The organism is Chlorogloeopsis sp. ULAP01, assembly GCF_030381805.1.
In the GTDB taxonomy this organism is placed as follows: domain Bacteria; phylum Cyanobacteriota; class Cyanobacteriia; order Cyanobacteriales; family Nostocaceae; genus Chlorogloeopsis.
In genome coordinates, this window is sequence record NZ_JAUDRH010000007.1 from 117,268 (window position 1) to 134,928 (window position 17,661).

The 17,661-nt window shown below is 40.4% G+C and carries 20 protein-coding genes; 8 read left to right on the forward strand and 12 right to left on the reverse strand.

The features are described 5' to 3' along the window. The first annotated feature begins 133 nt into the window (after positions 1-133). A complete protein-coding gene (locus QUB80_RS15350) occupies positions 134-1,840 on the forward strand; it encodes an LIC_10190 family membrane protein (protein ID WP_289790381.1) in 1,707 nt (568 codons plus the stop codon). On the opposite strand, the gene QUB80_RS15355 is transcribed toward QUB80_RS15350, so the two are convergent. The 9 genes from QUB80_RS15355 to QUB80_RS15395 all read right to left on the reverse strand — a co-directional run bounded on the left by QUB80_RS15355 (position 1,837) and on the right by QUB80_RS15395 (position 7,420). Next, positions 1,837-2,583: an alpha/beta fold hydrolase gene (locus QUB80_RS15355; protein WP_289790382.1), complete on the reverse strand. Its 747-nt coding sequence runs from the start codon at positions 2,581-2,583 to the stop codon at positions 1,837-1,839. The genes QUB80_RS15350 and QUB80_RS15355 overlap by 4 nt on opposite strands. Further along, complete coding sequence (locus QUB80_RS15360) at positions 2,580-3,611, reverse strand: NAD-dependent epimerase/dehydratase family protein (protein ID WP_289790383.1); 1,032 nt, start codon at positions 3,609-3,611, stop codon at positions 2,580-2,582. The genes QUB80_RS15355 and QUB80_RS15360 overlap by 4 nt, the downstream gene beginning before the upstream one ends. Before the next feature lie 189 nt (positions 3,612-3,800). Next, entirely contained in the window at positions 3,801-3,932 is a 132-nt protein-coding gene (locus QUB80_RS15365) for a hypothetical protein (RefSeq protein WP_289790384.1), read from the reverse strand. Positions 3,933-4,057: 125 nt separating this feature from the next. After that, entirely contained in the window at positions 4,058-4,669 is a 612-nt protein-coding gene (clpP, locus tag QUB80_RS15370) for an ATP-dependent Clp endopeptidase proteolytic subunit ClpP (protein ID WP_289790385.1), read from the reverse strand. A gap of 62 nt (positions 4,670-4,731) precedes the next feature. Continuing rightward, positions 4,732-5,070 (reverse strand): cupin domain-containing protein, encoded by a 339-nt coding sequence (locus tag QUB80_RS15375; RefSeq protein ID WP_289790386.1) that lies wholly within the window; start codon positions 5,068-5,070, stop codon positions 4,732-4,734. A 14-nt stretch (positions 5,071-5,084) separates the two neighbouring features. Beyond that, positions 5,085-5,948 carry a nucleotidyltransferase domain-containing protein gene (locus QUB80_RS15380; RefSeq protein WP_289790387.1) on the reverse strand — a complete coding sequence of 288 codons (864 nt, stop codon included), beginning with the start codon at positions 5,946-5,948 and terminating at the stop codon, positions 5,085-5,087. Between the two features lie 22 nt (positions 5,949-5,970). Then, entirely contained in the window at positions 5,971-6,546 is a 576-nt protein-coding gene (locus QUB80_RS15385; RefSeq protein WP_289790388.1) for an SRPBCC family protein, read from the reverse strand. Next, the gene (locus tag QUB80_RS15390; RefSeq protein ID WP_289790389.1) at positions 6,531-6,866 is read right to left on the reverse strand and encodes an ArsR/SmtB family transcription factor; all 336 of its coding nucleotides are present in this window, start codon (positions 6,864-6,866) and stop codon (positions 6,531-6,533) included. The genes QUB80_RS15385 and QUB80_RS15390 overlap by 16 nt, the downstream gene beginning before the upstream one ends. 284 nt (positions 6,867-7,150) lie before the next feature. Beyond that, positions 7,151-7,420 carry a hypothetical protein gene (locus QUB80_RS15395; protein WP_289790390.1) on the reverse strand — a complete coding sequence of 90 codons (270 nt, stop codon included), beginning with the start codon at positions 7,418-7,420 and terminating at the stop codon, positions 7,151-7,153. Between the two features lie 502 nt (positions 7,421-7,922). Here QUB80_RS15395 and QUB80_RS15400 point away from each other — a divergent pair. Further along, positions 7,923-8,240, forward strand: coding sequence for a hypothetical protein (locus QUB80_RS15400; protein ID WP_289790391.1), 318 nt, complete (start codon positions 7,923-7,925; stop codon positions 8,238-8,240). Between the two features lie 64 nt (positions 8,241-8,304). On the opposite strand, the gene QUB80_RS15405 is transcribed toward QUB80_RS15400, so the two are convergent. From QUB80_RS15405 to QUB80_RS15415, 3 genes are all read right to left on the reverse strand, one after another. Beyond that, positions 8,305-8,994 (reverse strand): alpha/beta hydrolase, encoded by a 690-nt coding sequence (locus QUB80_RS15405; RefSeq protein ID WP_289790392.1) that lies wholly within the window; start codon positions 8,992-8,994, stop codon positions 8,305-8,307. Between the two features lie 202 nt (positions 8,995-9,196). Then, positions 9,197-9,352, reverse strand: coding sequence for a hypothetical protein (locus QUB80_RS15410; protein WP_289790393.1), 156 nt, complete (start codon positions 9,350-9,352; stop codon positions 9,197-9,199). 85 nt (positions 9,353-9,437) lie between these two features. Continuing rightward, positions 9,438-11,051 (reverse strand): helix-turn-helix domain-containing protein, encoded by a 1,614-nt coding sequence (locus QUB80_RS15415; protein ID WP_289790394.1) that lies wholly within the window; start codon positions 11,049-11,051, stop codon positions 9,438-9,440. Positions 11,052-11,970: 919 nt separating this feature from the next. Here QUB80_RS15415 and fdxB point away from each other — a divergent pair. The 6 genes from fdxB to QUB80_RS15445 all read left to right on the forward strand — a co-directional run bounded on the left by fdxB (position 11,971) and on the right by QUB80_RS15445 (position 17,512). After that, the gene (gene fdxB, locus QUB80_RS15420; protein ID WP_289790395.1) at positions 11,971-12,264 is read left to right on the forward strand and encodes a ferredoxin III, nif-specific; all 294 of its coding nucleotides are present in this window, start codon (positions 11,971-11,973) and stop codon (positions 12,262-12,264) included. 551 nt (positions 12,265-12,815) lie between these two features. Then, on the forward strand, positions 12,816-13,784 hold the full coding sequence (locus tag QUB80_RS15425; RefSeq protein WP_289790396.1) for a cytochrome c oxidase subunit II: 969 nt from the start codon (positions 12,816-12,818) through the stop codon (positions 13,782-13,784). Positions 13,785-13,886: 102 nt separating this feature from the next. Continuing rightward, complete coding sequence (gene ctaD / locus QUB80_RS15430) at positions 13,887-15,575, forward strand: cytochrome c oxidase subunit I (RefSeq protein ID WP_289790397.1); 1,689 nt, start codon at positions 13,887-13,889, stop codon at positions 15,573-15,575. Between the two features lie 106 nt (positions 15,576-15,681). After that, positions 15,682-16,269: a cytochrome c oxidase subunit 3 gene (locus QUB80_RS15435; RefSeq protein WP_289790398.1), complete on the forward strand. Its 588-nt coding sequence runs from the start codon at positions 15,682-15,684 to the stop codon at positions 16,267-16,269. A 119-nt stretch (positions 16,270-16,388) separates the two neighbouring features. Beyond that, the gene (locus QUB80_RS15440; protein ID WP_289790399.1) at positions 16,389-16,871 is read left to right on the forward strand and encodes a hypothetical protein; all 483 of its coding nucleotides are present in this window, start codon (positions 16,389-16,391) and stop codon (positions 16,869-16,871) included. Positions 16,872-16,900: 29 nt separating this feature from the next. Continuing rightward, complete coding sequence (locus QUB80_RS15445; RefSeq protein ID WP_289790400.1) at positions 16,901-17,512, forward strand: cysteine dioxygenase family protein; 612 nt, start codon at positions 16,901-16,903, stop codon at positions 17,510-17,512. The last annotated feature ends 149 nt before the right edge of the window (positions 17,513-17,661 follow it).

Genomic DNA, 17,661 nt, shown 5'->3' on the forward strand with positions numbered 1-17,661 from the left:
GGACTGCTTGAGTTTTAATTCCTTTAGAAATGACTTATAAAGTCAAGCTTAAATTCTAGAAGAGTGGTTACGGTAAACGGTTTCTCTACTTCTGGATTCAGACTCCTTGACTTTAAACTAACAGTTTTTGCCTATGCTGTATTTCATTGCTAGTTGGACTGTTTTGCTCATCAGTTGTAGTGTAATTGGAATTGCGTTGTTAAATTGCTTAGGGGAAAATTTTTTTGTCAGAGTTGGCGATCGCCTAATGGCTGCTGAATGGTTAGGCATGATTGCACTCTCTATTTGTTTGCTAGCAGTTTCTCTAGTTTTACCATTATCTTCTCTGATTGGCATACTAGTTGTAGTCACTCTTTGTGGCATATCATTTATATCCAAACGCACCCGTACTGAAGTAGGAGCTTTGTTGAAGGTGTCATCCTGGCAACTAGTTCTGAGCTACATCGGATTAGCGATCGCTGTGGCTGCTTTCACAAATCAGCAAGTTACTTGGATTGATACAGGGCTTTACCACTATTCAGTAATTCAATGGCTACATAATTACGGAACAGTCACGGGTGTCGCATTAATTTTCAGTAATTTGGGCTTTACCTCATCGTGGTTTGCACTGGCAGCTCCGTTCAATCCAGCTAGTTTGGAGGCACGGGTAAGCGCTGTCACCAATGGATTTGTTTTCTTGCTAGCAATATTACATTTTTTAGTTTGTCTAAGGCACAGCATCGCAGGAAAAGCATTGTTTAGCGATTGGTTTGTGATCGTCTTTCTGGGGTTGATGTTACCCTTTACACTGTTATATACCCTTTTTCGAGAAATCTTGATTTCTCCATCTCCAGATTTGCCTACGGGATTGTTAATAGGCATTGTCTGTTGGGCAATTTTGGTAGTAACAAATCTTCAGTCACCAATCTTACCGGATTCACAAAGTTTACACAATTATAACGCTCAAGCAGTACCGCTAATTCTATCGGTAGGAGCTTTAACAATCAAGCTAACAGCCATGCCCCTCATGCTTGTGACGAGTTTATTTTATGCAGTTCACCATCGGCGCTCAATCCAAAAACTTTGCATTGGTGGCGCGATCGCTTTGGTGTTACTTGCTCCCATGTTAGCTGCGGGAATCAAAACATCTGGCTGTCCATTGTATCCTTCTTCTATCTTATGTCTGGATTTACCTTGGTTGCCTGATGCAGAAAATATCGATCAAGTCGCGCAGGGAACCCACGGTTGGAGCAACTGGTACGGTAAGCCTCCAGAGGGAAGAAATCGTTGGCTATGGCTACTGTTAACTTGGCTAAACTCTGAGCGCCCCAATCAGGCAATGGTAGCACTGATAATTGCAACTATCGTAGGGATGATTATGACCTTCAAATCATTTCGCAAAATTCCAATTAAAGGCAAGTACTGGATTGTGGCAATCGAAGTCGTTGGTTTCCTGTTTTTAATGATGACTGCTCCCTTCTTTCGATTTGCTCTGCCTTATCTTCTTTTGATTCCATCCCTATTAATTGCCATGTATGCTCAGTCGTTGTTGTCGCAGATCGTATCAATTGTGTTTAGATATTCTCAGCGAAGTGCGATCGCTTTTTCACTTGTCTTCATAGCTGCTGTTCTTACCATCTTCACTCAAACTCATGCAACATCTCAGTGGTTGTTGCCTCCAGCAATGCAAAGAGTTCCGGTGATCCAAAGACGAGTTAACGATATTGTTTACTTTTATCCCCAAAATAAAGAACTTTGTTGGGCAACAGAGTTACCCTGTGGATTTGAGATTGAGCCAGATGTCAGACTACGCGATCGCGAGCGTGGTATTGCAGGGGGATTTGTTTACACAAAGGATTAACACAAAGTCAGTAGAATATCAGCAAGTTGAGTAGGACGAGACAAGTAAGGGCAATGTCCTGCGGGTAATTCTATCGCATCCACTCCTAGACGTTTACGTGCAGCATATCTAGACCATGTAGGGGAAATTATTCTATCTTCAGTACAGACAATATAGATAGATTCTACATCAGGTAAAGCTGGCAAGGGAAAAACCTCTGTTATAGATGCAGATGATAGATGATTTCGCATCTTAGATATTGCCCAACTCGCTACATCAGGATTGCAGTCATGAAAGAAAAATTCCATCGCTACTGCTTCATCTTCAAAGTTTTTCCCTAGCGAAGCCGGATTAAATATATCAGGCTCGTCACGCACCTGCTCAAGTTTACTGGCTTCTGGTAGCTCATAACCTGCTGCCTTTACCATCTCAGGAGGAATATCTTCATAAGTTTGTTCAATTATATTCATACCTGGGTATGGGATTAGTGCAGCAAGAAATACCAGCTTACGGACTGAACACTGGTTGGCAACAAGGGGAATCACAGTACCAGCCATCGAGGTTCCCACAAGTATCACATCGTTTTCATCTGGTGGAAGCGATCGCATCACAGCTTCTGCAAAATCTGATAGAGTAGCGGAAGGATTTTCAATAGGTAAATCCATTGCCACCGCCTTATGCCCTTGCGCCTGCAAATAGGGAATAACTAGATCCCAAGCCCACGCTCCTTGACAAGCGGCGTGAACTAGACAAAAAAGACTCATACCAACTCCTTGCTCAAAATTTTATCTTCCGTTTCATAATCCAGCAGCCAAGGTGCAGCGAATTGCTTTGCTTGTTCCGGTGGATGGCTTCTTTGCCAGTCAATAGTTTGTCGCAGTGCCTGAGCAAGTGGCACAATTTCGCTGTATCCCAGTTCTTGACGAATACGAGTTGTGTCTACAAACCAGTCTTGCTCTGGATTCAAAGGCAATTGCCAATCTGCGGGCAAATGCTCTAGAGGCACAACAACAACTCTGCCTTGCCATCCTGCTAATTCCTTGACTTTAGCAATGCGTTCCGTCTCACTCAGTACTTCTGCATCAGCAACATGATAAATATGTCCTGCCGCCGTTTCCTGTGTGGCTGCTAAGGCGATCGCATATGCCACATTCTCTACATATCCATAAGAACCGCGCCATCTAGCAATCGTCTCTGGTACGACAATAACAGGGCGATTTTCATCCATGCGTTGTAAGTAAGGAAACAAACGATGTAGTGGATCTTTAGCGCCGTAAACCATTGGCAATCGTACAATTGTCCCTGGTAAGTTAGAGTTGCCCATCACCACTCGTTCCACCAAAATTTTTTCGTAATCTATCGGTGCATTAAGAGGCCTATTGGGCATTTCCCGAAATGGATATAGTGAAGAACGTAAAGGCGAATCTTCGGTTAGCGGTACTGGTACGATATCAGATTCTCTACCTAAAATCACCCCATAGGCACGGTACACATCCATACTGCTAATTACAACTACACGTTGAGTAATCCCCTCAAATGTATTTACTAGGATTTGTGCATCTTGCTCGGTATATGCAACCATATCTAATACGACATCGGGCGAAAGCCGCTCCAACTCACTTTTCGTGTTGAGAAATTGGGAGCGATCGCCCAAAATTTCATGCACATTTGATGGCAATTTAGCTGTTGTTTTCCCTCGGTGAAATACTGTTATCTCATGCCCCATTTTCACAAGTTGAGAAACTACAGACGGGCCAATAAAATTGGTGCCGCCAATTATTAAAATTTTCATAATTATTCCTCCAAAAGATGCTTTATATGATGTCCGCCAAATTACCCATAATAGATAGTTTGTAGTCAGGACTTCAGTCCTGGCTTGAGGACTTTAATCCTCACTACGAGCAAACATTTTTATTCAGTTTGATTAGCTGGACATGATATTATAAACAACTACAATCATGCGGTGCGTTACGGCTAATTCTCATTCTCTTAAACTCTCAAATCCTTGCATAGCCGTAACACAACGCCAGGTGACGCCAGTCGCACTCGACGCGCTTAACCCGACGCCAGGTGCTACAACCGGGGGAACCCCAAGGGCGCGCTGCCTCCCCAACGCACTAGCTCCCCTACTGAATTGCACGGGCGGGTTTAGAAGATAAATTATCAGTTTGAACGGCAAGATTATCAACAAAACCCACCCCTACTAATGACTAATGACCAATGACCAATGACTAATGACTAATGAGCATACCTTGGTGTTTTCAAAATGATGTTGTCAATTAAGCCGTAATCTTTAGCTTGTTCCGCACTCATAAAAAAGTCACGTTCTGAATCCATTTCAATCTTTTCTATTGATTGCCCAGTATTAGCTGCTAGGATTCTATTAATTAATTCTCGGAAATACAAAATTTCTTTAGCTGCTATCTCAATATCTGTTGCCTTCCCTTCAGCGCCTCCTGAAGGTTGATGAATCATAATTCGAGCATTTGGTAAAGCATATCTTTTACCTTTAACTCCAGAAGAAAGTAAAAATGCTCCCATTGATGCAGCCACACCAACACAGACAGTAGATACTTGAGCGCGAATTTGATTCATAGTATCGTAAATAGCCATACCAGCCGTTATTGCTCCGCCAGGGCTGTTGATAAATAATGAAATATCTTGCTCTGCATCTTCAGCATCCAAAAACAGTAATTGTGCAACAATTAAATTAGCTGTTTCCTCTGTCACTTCTCCTCTCAAAAAAACAATTCGTTCTGCAAGTAAGCGAGAATAAATGTCTAAAGCTCGCTCTCCTCTTTCTGAAGGCTGAATAATAATTGGTATATTGGAATGAGTAGGAGAATTCATATTTTTAGTTTCCAAAAATTAAATATTTTTAACTGGGAATTTTCCTAGAAAGTTTGTCAATTTTATAGCTGTTCAAATCTTCCCATTGCTCCGAGGCGAATGGTGATGATTTCTACGTCTGTAATTGCTTTATGAGGGCCATTTCTAGTATTAGCAGGTATAAACCAGAATGTTCCTTTTTTACATTCACGTCCACCTGTTTCAATAATTCCATCCAAGACATAGACATATTCATCACAGGGATGGTAATGAGATGGAATTACTGTGTCGGCAAGCATACGTAATCTATGAATAGAACCTTCCGCTACAGGTTCAGCTAGTGGCAGAATTTGTGTTCCTGGAAATTGCTTAAGTTCTAGCCATTGTTGAGTGTTTGTATTAATAAAAGTTTGTTCAACCATATATATTTAATTGCTTATAGATGAAATTTCTCTGACCAGAGTTTGTAATTGTATCGAGCTTCTGTTGTATCCACCTCTGGCATATGCTTTTCCACTAAAACAAATATTTCCTCTATCAATTCACCAAGATATATAACCGCTATTTGTGGTTCTTCAAGAAAAATCTGCTGGAGACGAAATGAAAGTTGATGGGGAGCGATCGCCATTTTATTAATAAACTTATTCATCCCTTTAAATGGAACAGCATTGACAGGATGATACAAGCGATTTAATCCTAACAGTACACCAATAATATTCTTTACTCCATTCAATAATTCATCAGTCAGAAAAAGCACGTCATTTCTTTCTATTCCGTAAAGTTGTAGCACCCACAAAGCACGAAAATGCAAATGCTTTTTCACCATTGCTTGAGCTAATTTATCGGGATAATTGGCTACCTTTCTCTGCCATTGTGCAAGTAGTTCACCATTATGTAATGGCACCATATCAACGATGCCAGCTAGCATATTTAGCAAAAGCTCGTCAGGGTTACACTCCTCCAGCAACTTGTCTATGTCACGCTCACAACACTCAATGGTGATATGACCAAAATCACATTTAACGCCTTGAACAAAGTATTGTTCGACTATGTATCCTGCTTGGTAATCGCTAGCATGAAGTCTATAATCTGATCCTTGATTTTGTTCATAAGTTGCTTTCAATTCTTCATCTGTTGGTAGTTCATCATAATAAATACTCATATCAATATCTGAGTAGACATCGGCTTGTCCACGAGCAACAGAACCAGCGATTCCAATTGCTTTAGCTTTTGGATTAACTAGGTAGCTAGCCGCATTTTTTTGCGCCAAGGCAAGTAGTCTTTCGCTGGCGTCATTCATTTTTTATCCTATTCATCTGTTATTAATTGTTAATAGCAAGACTAACTAGAACTTGTGGCATTTTCTCACTAAGTTTGTAGTCCCACCCTCCATTAATAAAGGAATTAAGAATTACACTATCTAGCGCCACATACATACCAACGGGTATTGACGGTAACACTATACTGCGAGCATTTGGTGCTAGAGTCTGAGTTACTGCTGTAGATTCATGCATAAATTGACCCTGCCATGCTTGAGAATAGCGCATTGGCTCACCTACACCAATAAATTCTTGCCTTAAACCTTTATGCTCAAGTTGCACTCGTGTACCTCCATCTACAGGTTTGAGCGTCCAAGTCACAATTGAAGGTTGGCACATCATACTATCCTGCCAAGTGTAAGAAAGCCGCTTTGGCTCGTCTAGTTCAATCACCTCACAACTAATGCTTCCGTCTAGCCCCGGCAGTGGCGGGCATAAAAACCGAAATTTATGTCCGATACGCGGCTCAAAGTCGTTTTCCATCAGCCATGTCGCTAGTACTTGGCTGTTAGTAAGTACCTGCCAAACTCTTTGAGGAGGATAGGGATAGAAAATTTCCTTCTTCAAGTTTCGGAGCATTGATTTTCCTCCAAATAGTCGCCAAGGGCATCTAGTTTTTCTTGCCAGAACTGCTCGTAATGAACAATCCAGTTGGATATCTGCTTCAGTGGTTCTGGATTTAATCGATACAGACGCTGTCGCCCTGATTTCCGCATTTCTACTAAACCTGCTTCACAGAGAACTTGCAAATGCTGAGAAATAGCTGGCAAGCTCATAGCAAATGGTTCTGCTAACTCTTTCACTGGTTGCTCTCCAAGACGCAACCGATCCAATAGCGCTCGTCGAGTTGGATCTGCGATCGCAACAAAGACATCGGCACTGGCAGCAGGTCTACTCATTGAGGTAAACCAAATATTTAAGTATTTACTTAACTATACCTCTAATAATATATAAGCAATTGCTTAAATGTCAACTTTGACTTGTAAAAATTTTGTTACCAGAAAAAGGTGTGCTTAAGTTAACACACCTTTGGATCTTAAAAATTAACTCTCAAACAGAACCCTATTTCCTTCTGTCATCTGCCATCTAGCTTGAAAATGGGGTTGGGGGAATATAGAAGAGGATTTTCATGCAAGGCTTGTGAAACTTGGTTCATAGAGACTGCCTTCTAGCAGTGAGTAAGTTATGGGAAGGTATAGGTATGTTCCTCTTTTTCGTGGCTTTCAATTGTATAACTCACCCAGCCATCACCCTCTTTTACAGTAGTTTTGGTATTTTCATTCGGCTTAGTAATACCCGGAGTTGGATATATACCAAACCAACCTATCGGGGGTGCGACAAAAAATGGCCCAAACATTCCACCTGCAACTATCTCGCTCTCATCATTGCTAATTTCTTTACACAGACCAAGAGATTCCAGTTTCGCAATTTCTAGGTCAAATAAATGACTCATAATTGGCTCCTAAAATTTTAGATTAATCTGAAATTGCAGTATTGATGGGATCGGTTATAGCTTCCGATTCTAAATCCGATCACCCTAATTAAAATTTAATTCCACTAAATATATATTTCCAGGTTAATTACGTAATCTAAATTTCATAAATATGAATGCAATATTTCGTATTTCAGAAATTTTGATATCAGTTAATAACAAATGTTTTTTCATTTATAAGCACCCAACCCTTGAAAACGGTGCGTTACACTCCGCAATCACACACCCTACATTTTTTTAAAAAATCAAATATAAGTCCTATATTGTGCTGATTTACTAAAGCGATAAGTAGAACAAGGTAAATAATTAAAGGTTTGTAGTAAGGACTTTAGTCCTCCAATAGTGACTAAAGTCCTCACTACGAACTGGATGCCAACGTTTTTACATTAATTCACATAGTTTGGTTTTTTCAAGTCGTTCTACTTACACTAATAGAAGCAGTTAGTACTGATGGAGGATGAATATGCGTTACTATCCTGTAGTTGCTCTCCTCATGCTTTTAGGAAATCTCCTTTTCTCAACTGCAATCAGGGCTGAGGAACCTGCCACTATAACTAGTTTGGTTATGCGCGATCGCATAGTTGTCATCACTAATGGCAAAGACGGGCTAAAATACTCAGTCAAAATGAAGGATGGCACTATGCTCAGTGCCAATTTAAGCGAAGATGAACTAGCCCAGCAGCACCCTGATGTGTACGATCAGGTTCGTCCAGCCTATGCTAACGACAAAAACACCCCTGGTTTGCTGATGTGGGTAGGAGACTTAGAGGTTAAACCTTGAAGTATCAGACTACTGCATCGCCGGGCTGTGCGATCGCCTTGAGCGTTTTCTTTGGTAATTAAAACTAAAGTACCTTTGTTGAAGAACGATTTAACTGTTCAACAATCCAATCCCGAATAACTTGAGTAACTTCATCAGCCACTTGATCTAAGCAATGATCGGCATTGGGATATAAAATAATACGCTTGGGTTGCAGAGCAAGTTGATAGACACGTTGCGAACAATCAGGAGGCAGTACCCGATCATCTGTACCATGTAACAGCAGGAGCGAACATCGCGTAGCTAGATCGGCAACTGTTTCTGTGCCATAGACTTGGGTAGCAATAGTAACTACAGTACGAACATCTGGAGCTTGAACAGCAGCTTTAATTACCACTGCACCACCAAAAGAGTGTCCCACTAAGGCAAAATTTTGTATCCCCTCGTCATGTAAATAGTTAATACCAGCTAAAACATCTAAAACTGACTCTTCGAGTTCTGCTGGATAGCGATAGCGTACTCTCAAAGAAGCTATCCCTTCTTTAGTTAGCTGCTGACAAAGCAACGGGTAAACCCCACGAGCAGGTGTATCCCAGTCACCACCCACACCACCAACCCAAATCACCGCCTGTTCGGTATCTTTGACTGGGTAGTAACGGCAGTGTATGCCACCTTTACTCGTTATCAATTTAACTGGGTAATATTCTTCTTGCTGTTCACCGACATGAACGTCTCGGACTATACTTTCAAAAGATTCATCATATATATGCTGCATATTATCCTCCGCTACCAACCTCTGTGCTAAGTTCTAGAGTTAGAAAAACGGGTGTAGAGGAAAACCTATCAACAAATGTAATCAGAACTTAGTATTTCTTGCACTATACATCTATACATACACCCCATACTTCGCGATCGCAGATAAATGTATACATTTGTAGAAATTATTCTGATATCTAAATAATTATGATTGAATATTATTAATAATACTTTTGATAGAAATATTCGCTCATTAATGTTCTGTGAAATAAATACGCGATCGCATCGGCACAATCACCATCACTATCAATATAGATAAGTTTTGGGCAAGCTGCATATTCTTTTGGAAGTGAATTTATATTGGGCAGCGATCGCATTGAAAGTGTAAGTTAAGAAAAAAATCACGGTGATGACCCTGGAGGTAAGCAACCAAAATATAGTTGCTTTGTTTTGAAAATCCAATTAAGCAATACCCAAAACTTTACGCAATACAACTTGGTCTTCTAATTTGACTTTCAGGCGACCTTTTTCAATATCACGAATCCAGCTTTGACTTTTACCTGCTAGCTTTGCCAGTTCTCTTTGGGAGAGATTAAGATTTTTTCGCGCTCGCAAAATCTGTTCGCCAATCAAATCACTTGTGGTTTTTGACTTTCTTTTGTTTTTTGCGGTTCGCTGTTGCTTTTTTTCTGAGTCTGCAATGTGCTGTTCCCAGTCTGGAGGCAGATCGAAAGCCAAAATGCGGGCATTCATCAGGAGATTCCACTTGCCACGAGGGCCTATATCTGTAAGCCGCGAGGTGTTGCCACCGTCATTCATCCAAAATTCCAGTGCCTCATCTGGATCTTCGGGAATATCGACTAACTTAGCCCACAAAGGTTGTATGGCAGCTGGGTAAGTAACTGGGTCAAAACAGGGTTTCATTCCATAATGATTGAGGACTTCTAAATCATGCTCAAAAGTCCGTAGCAATCGTTTGCGTTCCTCTCTTTGCCTAAATGCTAAGGTAATTTTTTCTTCACCGTAGGCAACCCGCATTAAGGTAGGAACGGTAATGCGTTGCTCTTTACCCATTTTGGTTTTAAACAGCAACCACAGCATCAATCGTGCTGCACCTTCGTGTTGCTGCCAAATACTCATGACTGTAGTTAACAAGGATTTTGGCAGACTCCCATATTGATAAAACGCGCTTCTTTCCTTGCATCCCTGTTTATTTAAGAAGTGTTGTGTCCAGATACCTGCTCTAACTTTAAAGGTTAAGCCAACCAGATATTTACAACCAAGTTCGTCTTCTTGAAAGTGGTGCTGAATTGACACTAACTCCCACAAACGACTTTTTGTTACAGAAAACCCCTTGACTTGCCCTTGTTGAGGCCAGTCAATAGAAATAATGAGTGAGCAAGCTTGCTGTACTAAGTTTTTCATTAAAGCCAGCTTGACAGCTTTGCTCAAATCTTTGCGTTTCTCTAAACCCAAATATTTCTCTAGTTGGCGTTCATCAATTGCAAACTCTTGCTCCCAAGGCCGATCCAAACTTGTAGCATAAGCTGCAAAAATCAAATGGATACAAGCATTTCTAATATCGAGTGCCTCAATTGCTCCTAAATCTGTTACTAGTTTTTGCGGCATCCCAGTAATAGATGTGCTTGGCTCTGCTGATGCAAGAACATGAAAGGCGATCGCTCCCTTACCTTGGTAGACTTGGCGACGATAACACAAATTTCCTTGTTCGTCTATTTCCCAAGGCAGTGACGTGCGTTGTGCCAGCACATTGCAAGCTTCCCAAATGACAATTGCCGAAGCAAAGGGGTTGCTCTTGCCATTAGAAAACAAGTCTGGATTAGTCACCTCTCTTGGTTCAACTCTACACCTTCCCCTTTTTGCTTGCCAAGGTATGGGAGAGTTGGTAGGACAGGCTACCACACATTGAGGTTCTGGATAATAACCCTCGCAATTGTTACAAAGACTCGGATCAATCCAGTATTCATCGTTTTCGATTTTGATAGCACCTGTAGGACATTGAGGACGGCAATTATCACATCCAACGCAACTGTTATTAGGAATTGTATAAGGCATAAGGCTATTGCCACTATATTCGTTGAGATGTTTGGCTCTAGTCTCCCCTGGATGCGTCCTTTCTATGCACTACTCACCACCACATTCTTACTTTTACCAGCAATACATGATTGCTGTACTAACCACCCACATCCATACTCAGACAGACCATCCAATTACAAGCTATTTACAGCTTTTAACCCGACCGAGCCATCAAATCTTGATTATCTATAAATTTCATAATTTTTTCCAGAAATGTGTTCATCATGAGCGTTCATACCATTTCTTTGTTTTTTTGTACGGTAATTACCGAATTTCTTTCACTTAATAAAAACTCTTACTGAAATTATCTGTTATCACTAACATTTCAAAATAGAAGTTAGGAAATTTAAATTGGATTATTAATAATATTAATCTTTAACAATTCTTATTATTCTGTCAATTAGTTTACACTTTTTTATTTCTCACTCATATTTTGGATGAAATTTTTACCATAATTTGTATGACAAATGGCTGAAAAAGGCTTAAGAGGGCAGGAGGCAGAAGCTATCCCCACGAATTCTCGTTAACGAGGATTTGTGATCTGCTGCATGAGGAACCTTGTTCCCTTTTAATGCAAACAAGTATCATCATTTTTGAGAGTTACAAGAAAACCTCCCTAACCCTATTTTCCCTAACTCCATTCCCTTTTAATTTGGATGTATTATCAGTACACCTCTTGTCTGATTGTATTTTGCTAATCATGTCTAAAAAAATATTATTGGTAATTAATTTCATCTATTATTTTGATTACAAAAAACAAGCTGAATTTTGTATAAGTTATAGAATTTTGACGAAGTAAAAGGTTAAAGTAGAACATTAAAAAAATAAAATAAAAGTTATATTAGGATGAGCGTAAAGCGCAAATATATTCGTCAACAAAATTGCAGAAGGTACGTACATGGCAGTATTAACAGGATTGACATTTGGTGGAAAAACTTGGACACCAAAATTTATTGAATCAATCGACCAAGATAAATGTATTGGTTGTGGCAGATGCTTCAAAATCTGTGGACATAATGTGCTGGAACTAAAGGCGATGAATGAAGAAGGAGAATTTGTAGAAGATGAAGACGATGATGAAATTGAAAAGAAAGTAATGACAGTTGCTCATCCAGAAAACTGTATTGGTTGTGAAGCATGTGCAAAAATTTGTTCTAAGAACTGCTACACCCATGCCGCATTAAATAACTAGGTATTTGGATAGAAGAGAGGTATGTTTGTGAGAGGAAATACTGTTTATCTCAAAATGTAATCAACGTAGCAAGAATACCAGAGGGGAAGATTAGTTATTTACAGTAACTCTACAAAAAGTTCACGGTAAACAAATCCGTAAATCGCAAATTGTTAGTAGTTAACAACTTAAAGCTTGCTGCTAAGATAGCCTCATCATTTTTTAGGCAAACAGTTAACCATCAACAATCAAACTTCTCTACACGCGGAACTATCCTGGAAAATAGGAATAAATATATAGTCTCAGAATTGCTGGGGGAACATAAATTAAAACATGATTAAATTCCCCCTATTATTTATTAGAAACATAGAAAATAAAATAGTTAGACAAAGTTGCCTGATAAAGGTGTAAACCAAAATAAGTACGAAAATTGTAACAGCTACTTATCTAGACACAAACCTAAAAATTCTCTTCTTTGGTGTGACGTATGCATCGAAAGCACAGGATGCAATGTACTACTTTACAACAGGCGAGAATCACACCTTGAACACCGTGTTAAAGAGCAGGTATATATGCAACAAATTCCTGTTTCGCTGTTAACCTTAGTTGCTGGAGTAGTAATCACACTCTTCAGTCTTTGGGTTGGTCAACACCACAGTCTACTACCGGAACAAGCATCGCAACAAGCGCCTTTAGTAGACGGTTTTTTTAATATTATGGTGACAATTGCCACCGCACTATTTGTAGTGGTAGAAGGAACCATTCTGATTTTTTTGTGGAAATTTCGTCACCGTCAAGGTGATGATACAGATGGTGCGCCCGTTGAGGGTAACTTGCCTCTAGAAGTTTTTTGGACGGCAATCCCAACCATTATTGTCATTGTCTTGGGAATTTACAGTGTAGATGTATACGGGCGCATGGGGGGGTTAGATACTCATAATCATGCTCCATCTCATGTTGCTCAAATGCCCGGAACTGCCTTAGCTGCAACATGGAATGATGCATCTGGGATGGAAATGGCAGCACCAGTTAATGAACCGGAAATTGGCATTGGTGCAGCTAGCGATCGCCCACAAAAACCTGCTGATTTAGCAGTCGATGTCACGGGAATGCAGTTTGCTTGGATTTTCAATTATCCAGATAGCGGTGTGATGAGTAGTGAATTACACGTTCCTGTTGGTGCTGACGTACAGCTAAACCTGGCTGCCACAGACGTAATTCACTCTCTTTGGGTGCCGCAATTTCGTTTAAAGCAAGATGCAATTCCTGGTATCCCAACTAAACTGCGGTTTGTCGCCACTAAAGTTGGTAACTATCCCATCGTTTGTACAGAATTGTGTGGTGGCTATCACGGTTCAATGCGATCGCAGGTAGTTGTTCATACTCCCGCCGAGTTTGAAAGCTGGTTGGCAGAAAACCGCATCGCACAACAAGAACTGAAACAAGCAGTTGCAGTTAACCCTGCTGAATTATCAACATCAGATTTTCTCGCTCCCTACACCCAAAAAATGGGGATAGAGTCAATAGTCCATAGTCATTAATTTGGTGGTTAATCAACTCTTTGCGTCCCTCTACGTTTCAAGGTGCTACGAACTTGAGAAACGCTGTAACCACCAACAGACAAATTATCGCGGAAATTGCTTATGACGCTCGAAATTCCACGGAATCATCCACCGGGAAATGAAGCCTCTACTGTTGTGGTTGCCGGAACCACTCATCATCCCCAAGCGTGGAAATGGTACCACTACTTCACATTTAATGTTGACCACAAGGTCATCGGCATCCAATACTTAGTAACGGCGTTTTTGTTCTACCTTATCGGTGGGCTGATGGCAGTTGCCATGCGTGCTGAGTTGGCAACACCCGATGCTGATTTGCTAGAACCCAACCTTTACAATGCTTTCATGACGAACCACGGGACGATCATGATTTTCTTTTGGATCGTCCCTAGTGCGATTGGAGGATTTGGCAATTTCCTGGTGCCGTTGATGGTGGGTGCTAGGGATATGGCTTTTCCGAAGTTGAATGCGATCGCTTTTTGGTTGAACCCACCTGCAGGTTTACTACTATTAGCCAGTTTCTTCTTCGGTGGTGGTTCCCAATCTGGTTGGACAGCTTATCCACCTTTAAGCCTGGTAACTGCCCCCACAGCCCAAACGTTGTGGGTACTAGCCATTGTCTTGGTAGGAACCTCCTCAATTTTAGGTTCGCTGAACTTTGTCATTACCATCTTGTTCATGAAAGTCCCCAGCATGAAATGGGATCAAGTTCCCCTATTTTGTTGGGCGATTTTGGCAACTTCCGTCTTAGCACTGGTATCTACACCAGTATTAGCAGCAGGATTAATACTACTGTTATTCGACCTCCATTTTGGTACATCTTTCTTTAAACCAGATGCAGGCGGTAACGTAGTCCTTTACCAACACTTGTTCTGGTTCTATTCCCACCCGGCAGTTTATCTGATGATTCTGCCCATCTTCGGCATCATGTCCGAAGTCATACCCGTGCATGCGCGCAAACCTATCTTTGGCTATAAAGCGATCGCCTATTCTAGTTTGGCTATCTGCCTTGTGGGTTTGTTCGTCTGGGTACACCATATGTTTACCAGTGGCACACCCGGTTGGATGCGGATGTTCTTCACCATCTCTACCCTGATCGTTGCCGTTCCCACTGGTGTAAAGATATTTGGTTGGGTTGCTACCCTCTGGGGTGGCAAAATCCGCTTCACTAGTGCCATGCTGTTTGCGGTTGGCTTATTGATGATGTTTGTTCTCGGTGGGATTGGTGGTGTCACCCTGGGAACAGCACCCTTTGATGTTCACGTTCATGATACCTACTATGTAGTAGGACACTTCCACTACGTATTGTTTGGTGGTTCCGTATTTGGTATCTACGCAGGCATTTACCACTGGTTTCCCAAAATCACCGGACGGATGATGAATGAAACCTTAGGTCGCATTCACTTTATCCTTACCTTTATCGGTACAAATCTGACTTTCCTACCCATGCATGAATTGGGTTTACAAGGTATGCCCCGAAGAGTAGCAATGTACGATCCACAATTTACCTCCATCAACGAGATTTGTACGATTGGTGCTTATGTTTTAGGCATATCGGTAATTCCCTTCACGATTAACATTCTCTGGAGTTGGGTTGCTGGCAAAAAAGCCGGGGATAATCCTTGGAATGCTATGACTTTAGAGTGGACAACCAGTTCTCCGCCTCTAATTGAAAATTGGGAAGTCTTGCCCGTAGTAACTCACGGCCCTTACGATTACGGTGTTCATAATGCTGAAGTTCAGACTGCTACTGTAACGGAAGCTAGCGCTTAATCATTAGAGTCTTAGTGTCTTTGTGCCTTTGTGGTTTTTTAAACGAACCACAAAGGACGCAGAGAACGCAAAGAAAGAGATAGAAAGAATTTGTAGTACAAACAATATGGCGATCGCAACGACAAGTCCATCTCATCACGAAGAACATCAAGATTTACGAGTCAAGGGACTATTGGCGTTCCTGATTTCTGAGTCGTTAATGTTCGGGGGGTTTTTTGCCACTTATTTGTTTTTTAAAGGAAGTAATGAAGTTTGGCCTCCAGAAGGCACGGAAGTAGAATTATTATTGCCGACAATTAACACCATCATTCTGGTTTCCAGCAGTTTTGTGATTCACTTCGGTGATACGGCAATTAAAAGGAATGATGTTCGAGGGATGCGCAAGTGGTATATCATCACCGCAATTATGGGCGCAATTTTCCTACTCGGACAAGCTTATGAGTACATGACCTTAGGATACGGTCTAACTACTAATATATTTTCCAACTGTTTTTACTTAATGACAGGGTTCCACGGGTTACACGTTTTCGTGGGACTGTTGTTAATTTTGGGTGTGTTGTGGCGATCGCGTCGTCCTGGTCATTATTCTGCCACTAAACATACTGGCATCGAAATGGCAGAAATTTACTGGCACTTCGTAGACATCATTTGGATTATTCTCTTTACTCTGTTGTACGTTCTCACAAAATTTTAGGGGTGTAAGGGTGTAAGGGGGTAAGGGTATAAGGTGAAAAATAATTATTTTGGAATATTAAATTATGCATCCCCTAAACCCCCACACCCCTATACCCATACAAAGGAGATTTATATCAAGTGGATGCAGAAAAGTTTTCATGGTTTAAAGTGCCAGAGGATATCAAAAATTTATTAATATTAGCAGCAGAAAACTGGGAAAATTCCCCTGCATCTGAAAAATATATAAATCAAGCTTTAGCCAAAACTGGAGAACAAATAGATGTTTTGGTAGCAGCATATAGATACTTTTATTACAAAAATAATTATGCTATGGCGTTAAAAATAGCAATTAAGGTAATTAATAAAATTAAAGAGTCAGAAAATCTACCAGATAATTGGGAGCAGTTAAAGCCAATATTATTTAGGCGGAAAGAAGACTCAGAAATTCGTATGTATTTAAATGCTTGTGCCGCTTCTGGATTAGTGTTAGCAAAATTAGGAGAAATAGAGAAAGCAAAAAAAATATGTACTCAAGTCAAAGAAATTGATGATAAACATGACTTTGGTGCTGGACTATTATTTGATATTTTGACACGTCCACCAGAAGATGATGATGAGTAAATTTAAGCTATATTAATAGCTTCAAAAATATGCAAGGAAAAAATTGGCTTGTCACTGGAGATGGAAATTATCAAATCTGTAAATCTATGAGAGCGTGGGATTTACTAAGGGACAATTATCGCCTTTATAGATTTTTAACTGAGTTAGAAGATGTTCTGCAAAATGTAGAAGACGAAGCCAGTCGGCTACCAGAGATTCAAATACTAGTAAGACGATTAATTGTTAATTCTTACTGGGTACAAAGCCAATATTTAGAACCTTGTCCTCAAACTGGCACCTCGGTTGTACTCCTTTATGATGAATTAGGTTTCCCTTTTACAGTACAAACAGTAACATTTGCACCAGAAACAACTTCTAATATTCATAATCACGGTACCTGGGGAGTAGTTGCAGTATTAAAAGGACAAGAAAAAAACACCTTTTGGCGACGTAATCCTCACTCAGAATCCCCGAATAAAATAGAAAAAACGGGAGAATTAATTTTATATCCGGGTGATATTATTAGCTTTACACCTAATGCAATTCATAGTGTAGAAGCGGTAGGTAATGAACCAACTGTTACTTTTAATTTGTATGGGGAAACTGACCCCAAACAGCGATTTGAGTATAATTTGATAACTCATACTGCTAAAAATTTCTAGTCGCTAAATGGTAATTATTTTTATTAGCAAAATAATTTAGTTTTTTAATTAAAATTTAATTAGGCGAGTAATTCTAATAGTACGAATTGGGGACTGGGAATTAGGGACTAGGAATAAGTGACTACTTATATCTTGCATCTGCCCGGTTT

What these genes read in the sequence shown, in the direction of transcription:
- fdxB (WP_289790395.1), top strand. Translation starts at nt 11,971, where the DNA reads ATGGCAGTATTAACAGGATTGACATTTGGTGGAAAAACTTGGACACCA.
- QUB80_RS15355 (WP_289790382.1), bottom strand. Translation starts at nt 2,583, where the DNA reads ATGAGTCTTTTTTGTCTAGTTCACGCCGCTTGTCAAGGAGCGTGGGCT.
- ctaD (WP_289790397.1), top strand. Translation starts at nt 13,887, where the DNA reads ATGACGCTCGAAATTCCACGGAATCATCCACCGGGAAATGAAGCCTCT.
- QUB80_RS15395 (WP_289790390.1), bottom strand. Translation starts at nt 7,420, where the DNA reads ATGAGTCATTTATTTGACCTAGAAATTGCGAAACTGGAATCTCTTGGT.
- QUB80_RS15380 (WP_289790387.1), bottom strand. Translation starts at nt 5,948, where the DNA reads ATGAATGACGCCAGCGAAAGACTACTTGCCTTGGCGCAAAAAAATGCG.
- clpP (WP_289790385.1), bottom strand. Translation starts at nt 4,669, where the DNA reads ATGAATTCTCCTACTCATTCCAATATACCAATTATTATTCAGCCTTCA.
- QUB80_RS15375 (WP_289790386.1), bottom strand. Translation starts at nt 5,070, where the DNA reads ATGGTTGAACAAACTTTTATTAATACAAACACTCAACAATGGCTAGAA.
- QUB80_RS15350 (WP_289790381.1), top strand. Translation starts at nt 134, where the DNA reads ATGCTGTATTTCATTGCTAGTTGGACTGTTTTGCTCATCAGTTGTAGT.
- QUB80_RS15360 (WP_289790383.1), bottom strand. Translation starts at nt 3,611, where the DNA reads ATGAAAATTTTAATAATTGGCGGCACCAATTTTATTGGCCCGTCTGTA.
- QUB80_RS15415 (WP_289790394.1), bottom strand. Translation starts at nt 11,051, where the DNA reads ATGCCTTATACAATTCCTAATAACAGTTGCGTTGGATGTGATAATTGC.
- QUB80_RS15405 (WP_289790392.1), bottom strand. Translation starts at nt 8,994, where the DNA reads ATGCAGCATATATATGATGAATCTTTTGAAAGTATAGTCCGAGACGTT.
- QUB80_RS15435 (WP_289790398.1), top strand. Translation starts at nt 15,682, where the DNA reads ATGGCGATCGCAACGACAAGTCCATCTCATCACGAAGAACATCAAGAT.
- QUB80_RS15385 (WP_289790388.1), bottom strand. Translation starts at nt 6,546, where the DNA reads ATGCTCCGAAACTTGAAGAAGGAAATTTTCTATCCCTATCCTCCTCAA.
- QUB80_RS15425 (WP_289790396.1), top strand. Translation starts at nt 12,816, where the DNA reads ATGCAACAAATTCCTGTTTCGCTGTTAACCTTAGTTGCTGGAGTAGTA.
- QUB80_RS15410 (WP_289790393.1), bottom strand. Translation starts at nt 9,352, where the DNA reads ATGCGATCGCTGCCCAATATAAATTCACTTCCAAAAGAATATGCAGCT.
- QUB80_RS15390 (WP_289790389.1), bottom strand. Translation starts at nt 6,866, where the DNA reads ATGAGTAGACCTGCTGCCAGTGCCGATGTCTTTGTTGCGATCGCAGAT.
- QUB80_RS15445 (WP_289790400.1), top strand. Translation starts at nt 16,901, where the DNA reads ATGCAAGGAAAAAATTGGCTTGTCACTGGAGATGGAAATTATCAAATC.
- QUB80_RS15400 (WP_289790391.1), top strand. Translation starts at nt 7,923, where the DNA reads ATGCGTTACTATCCTGTAGTTGCTCTCCTCATGCTTTTAGGAAATCTC.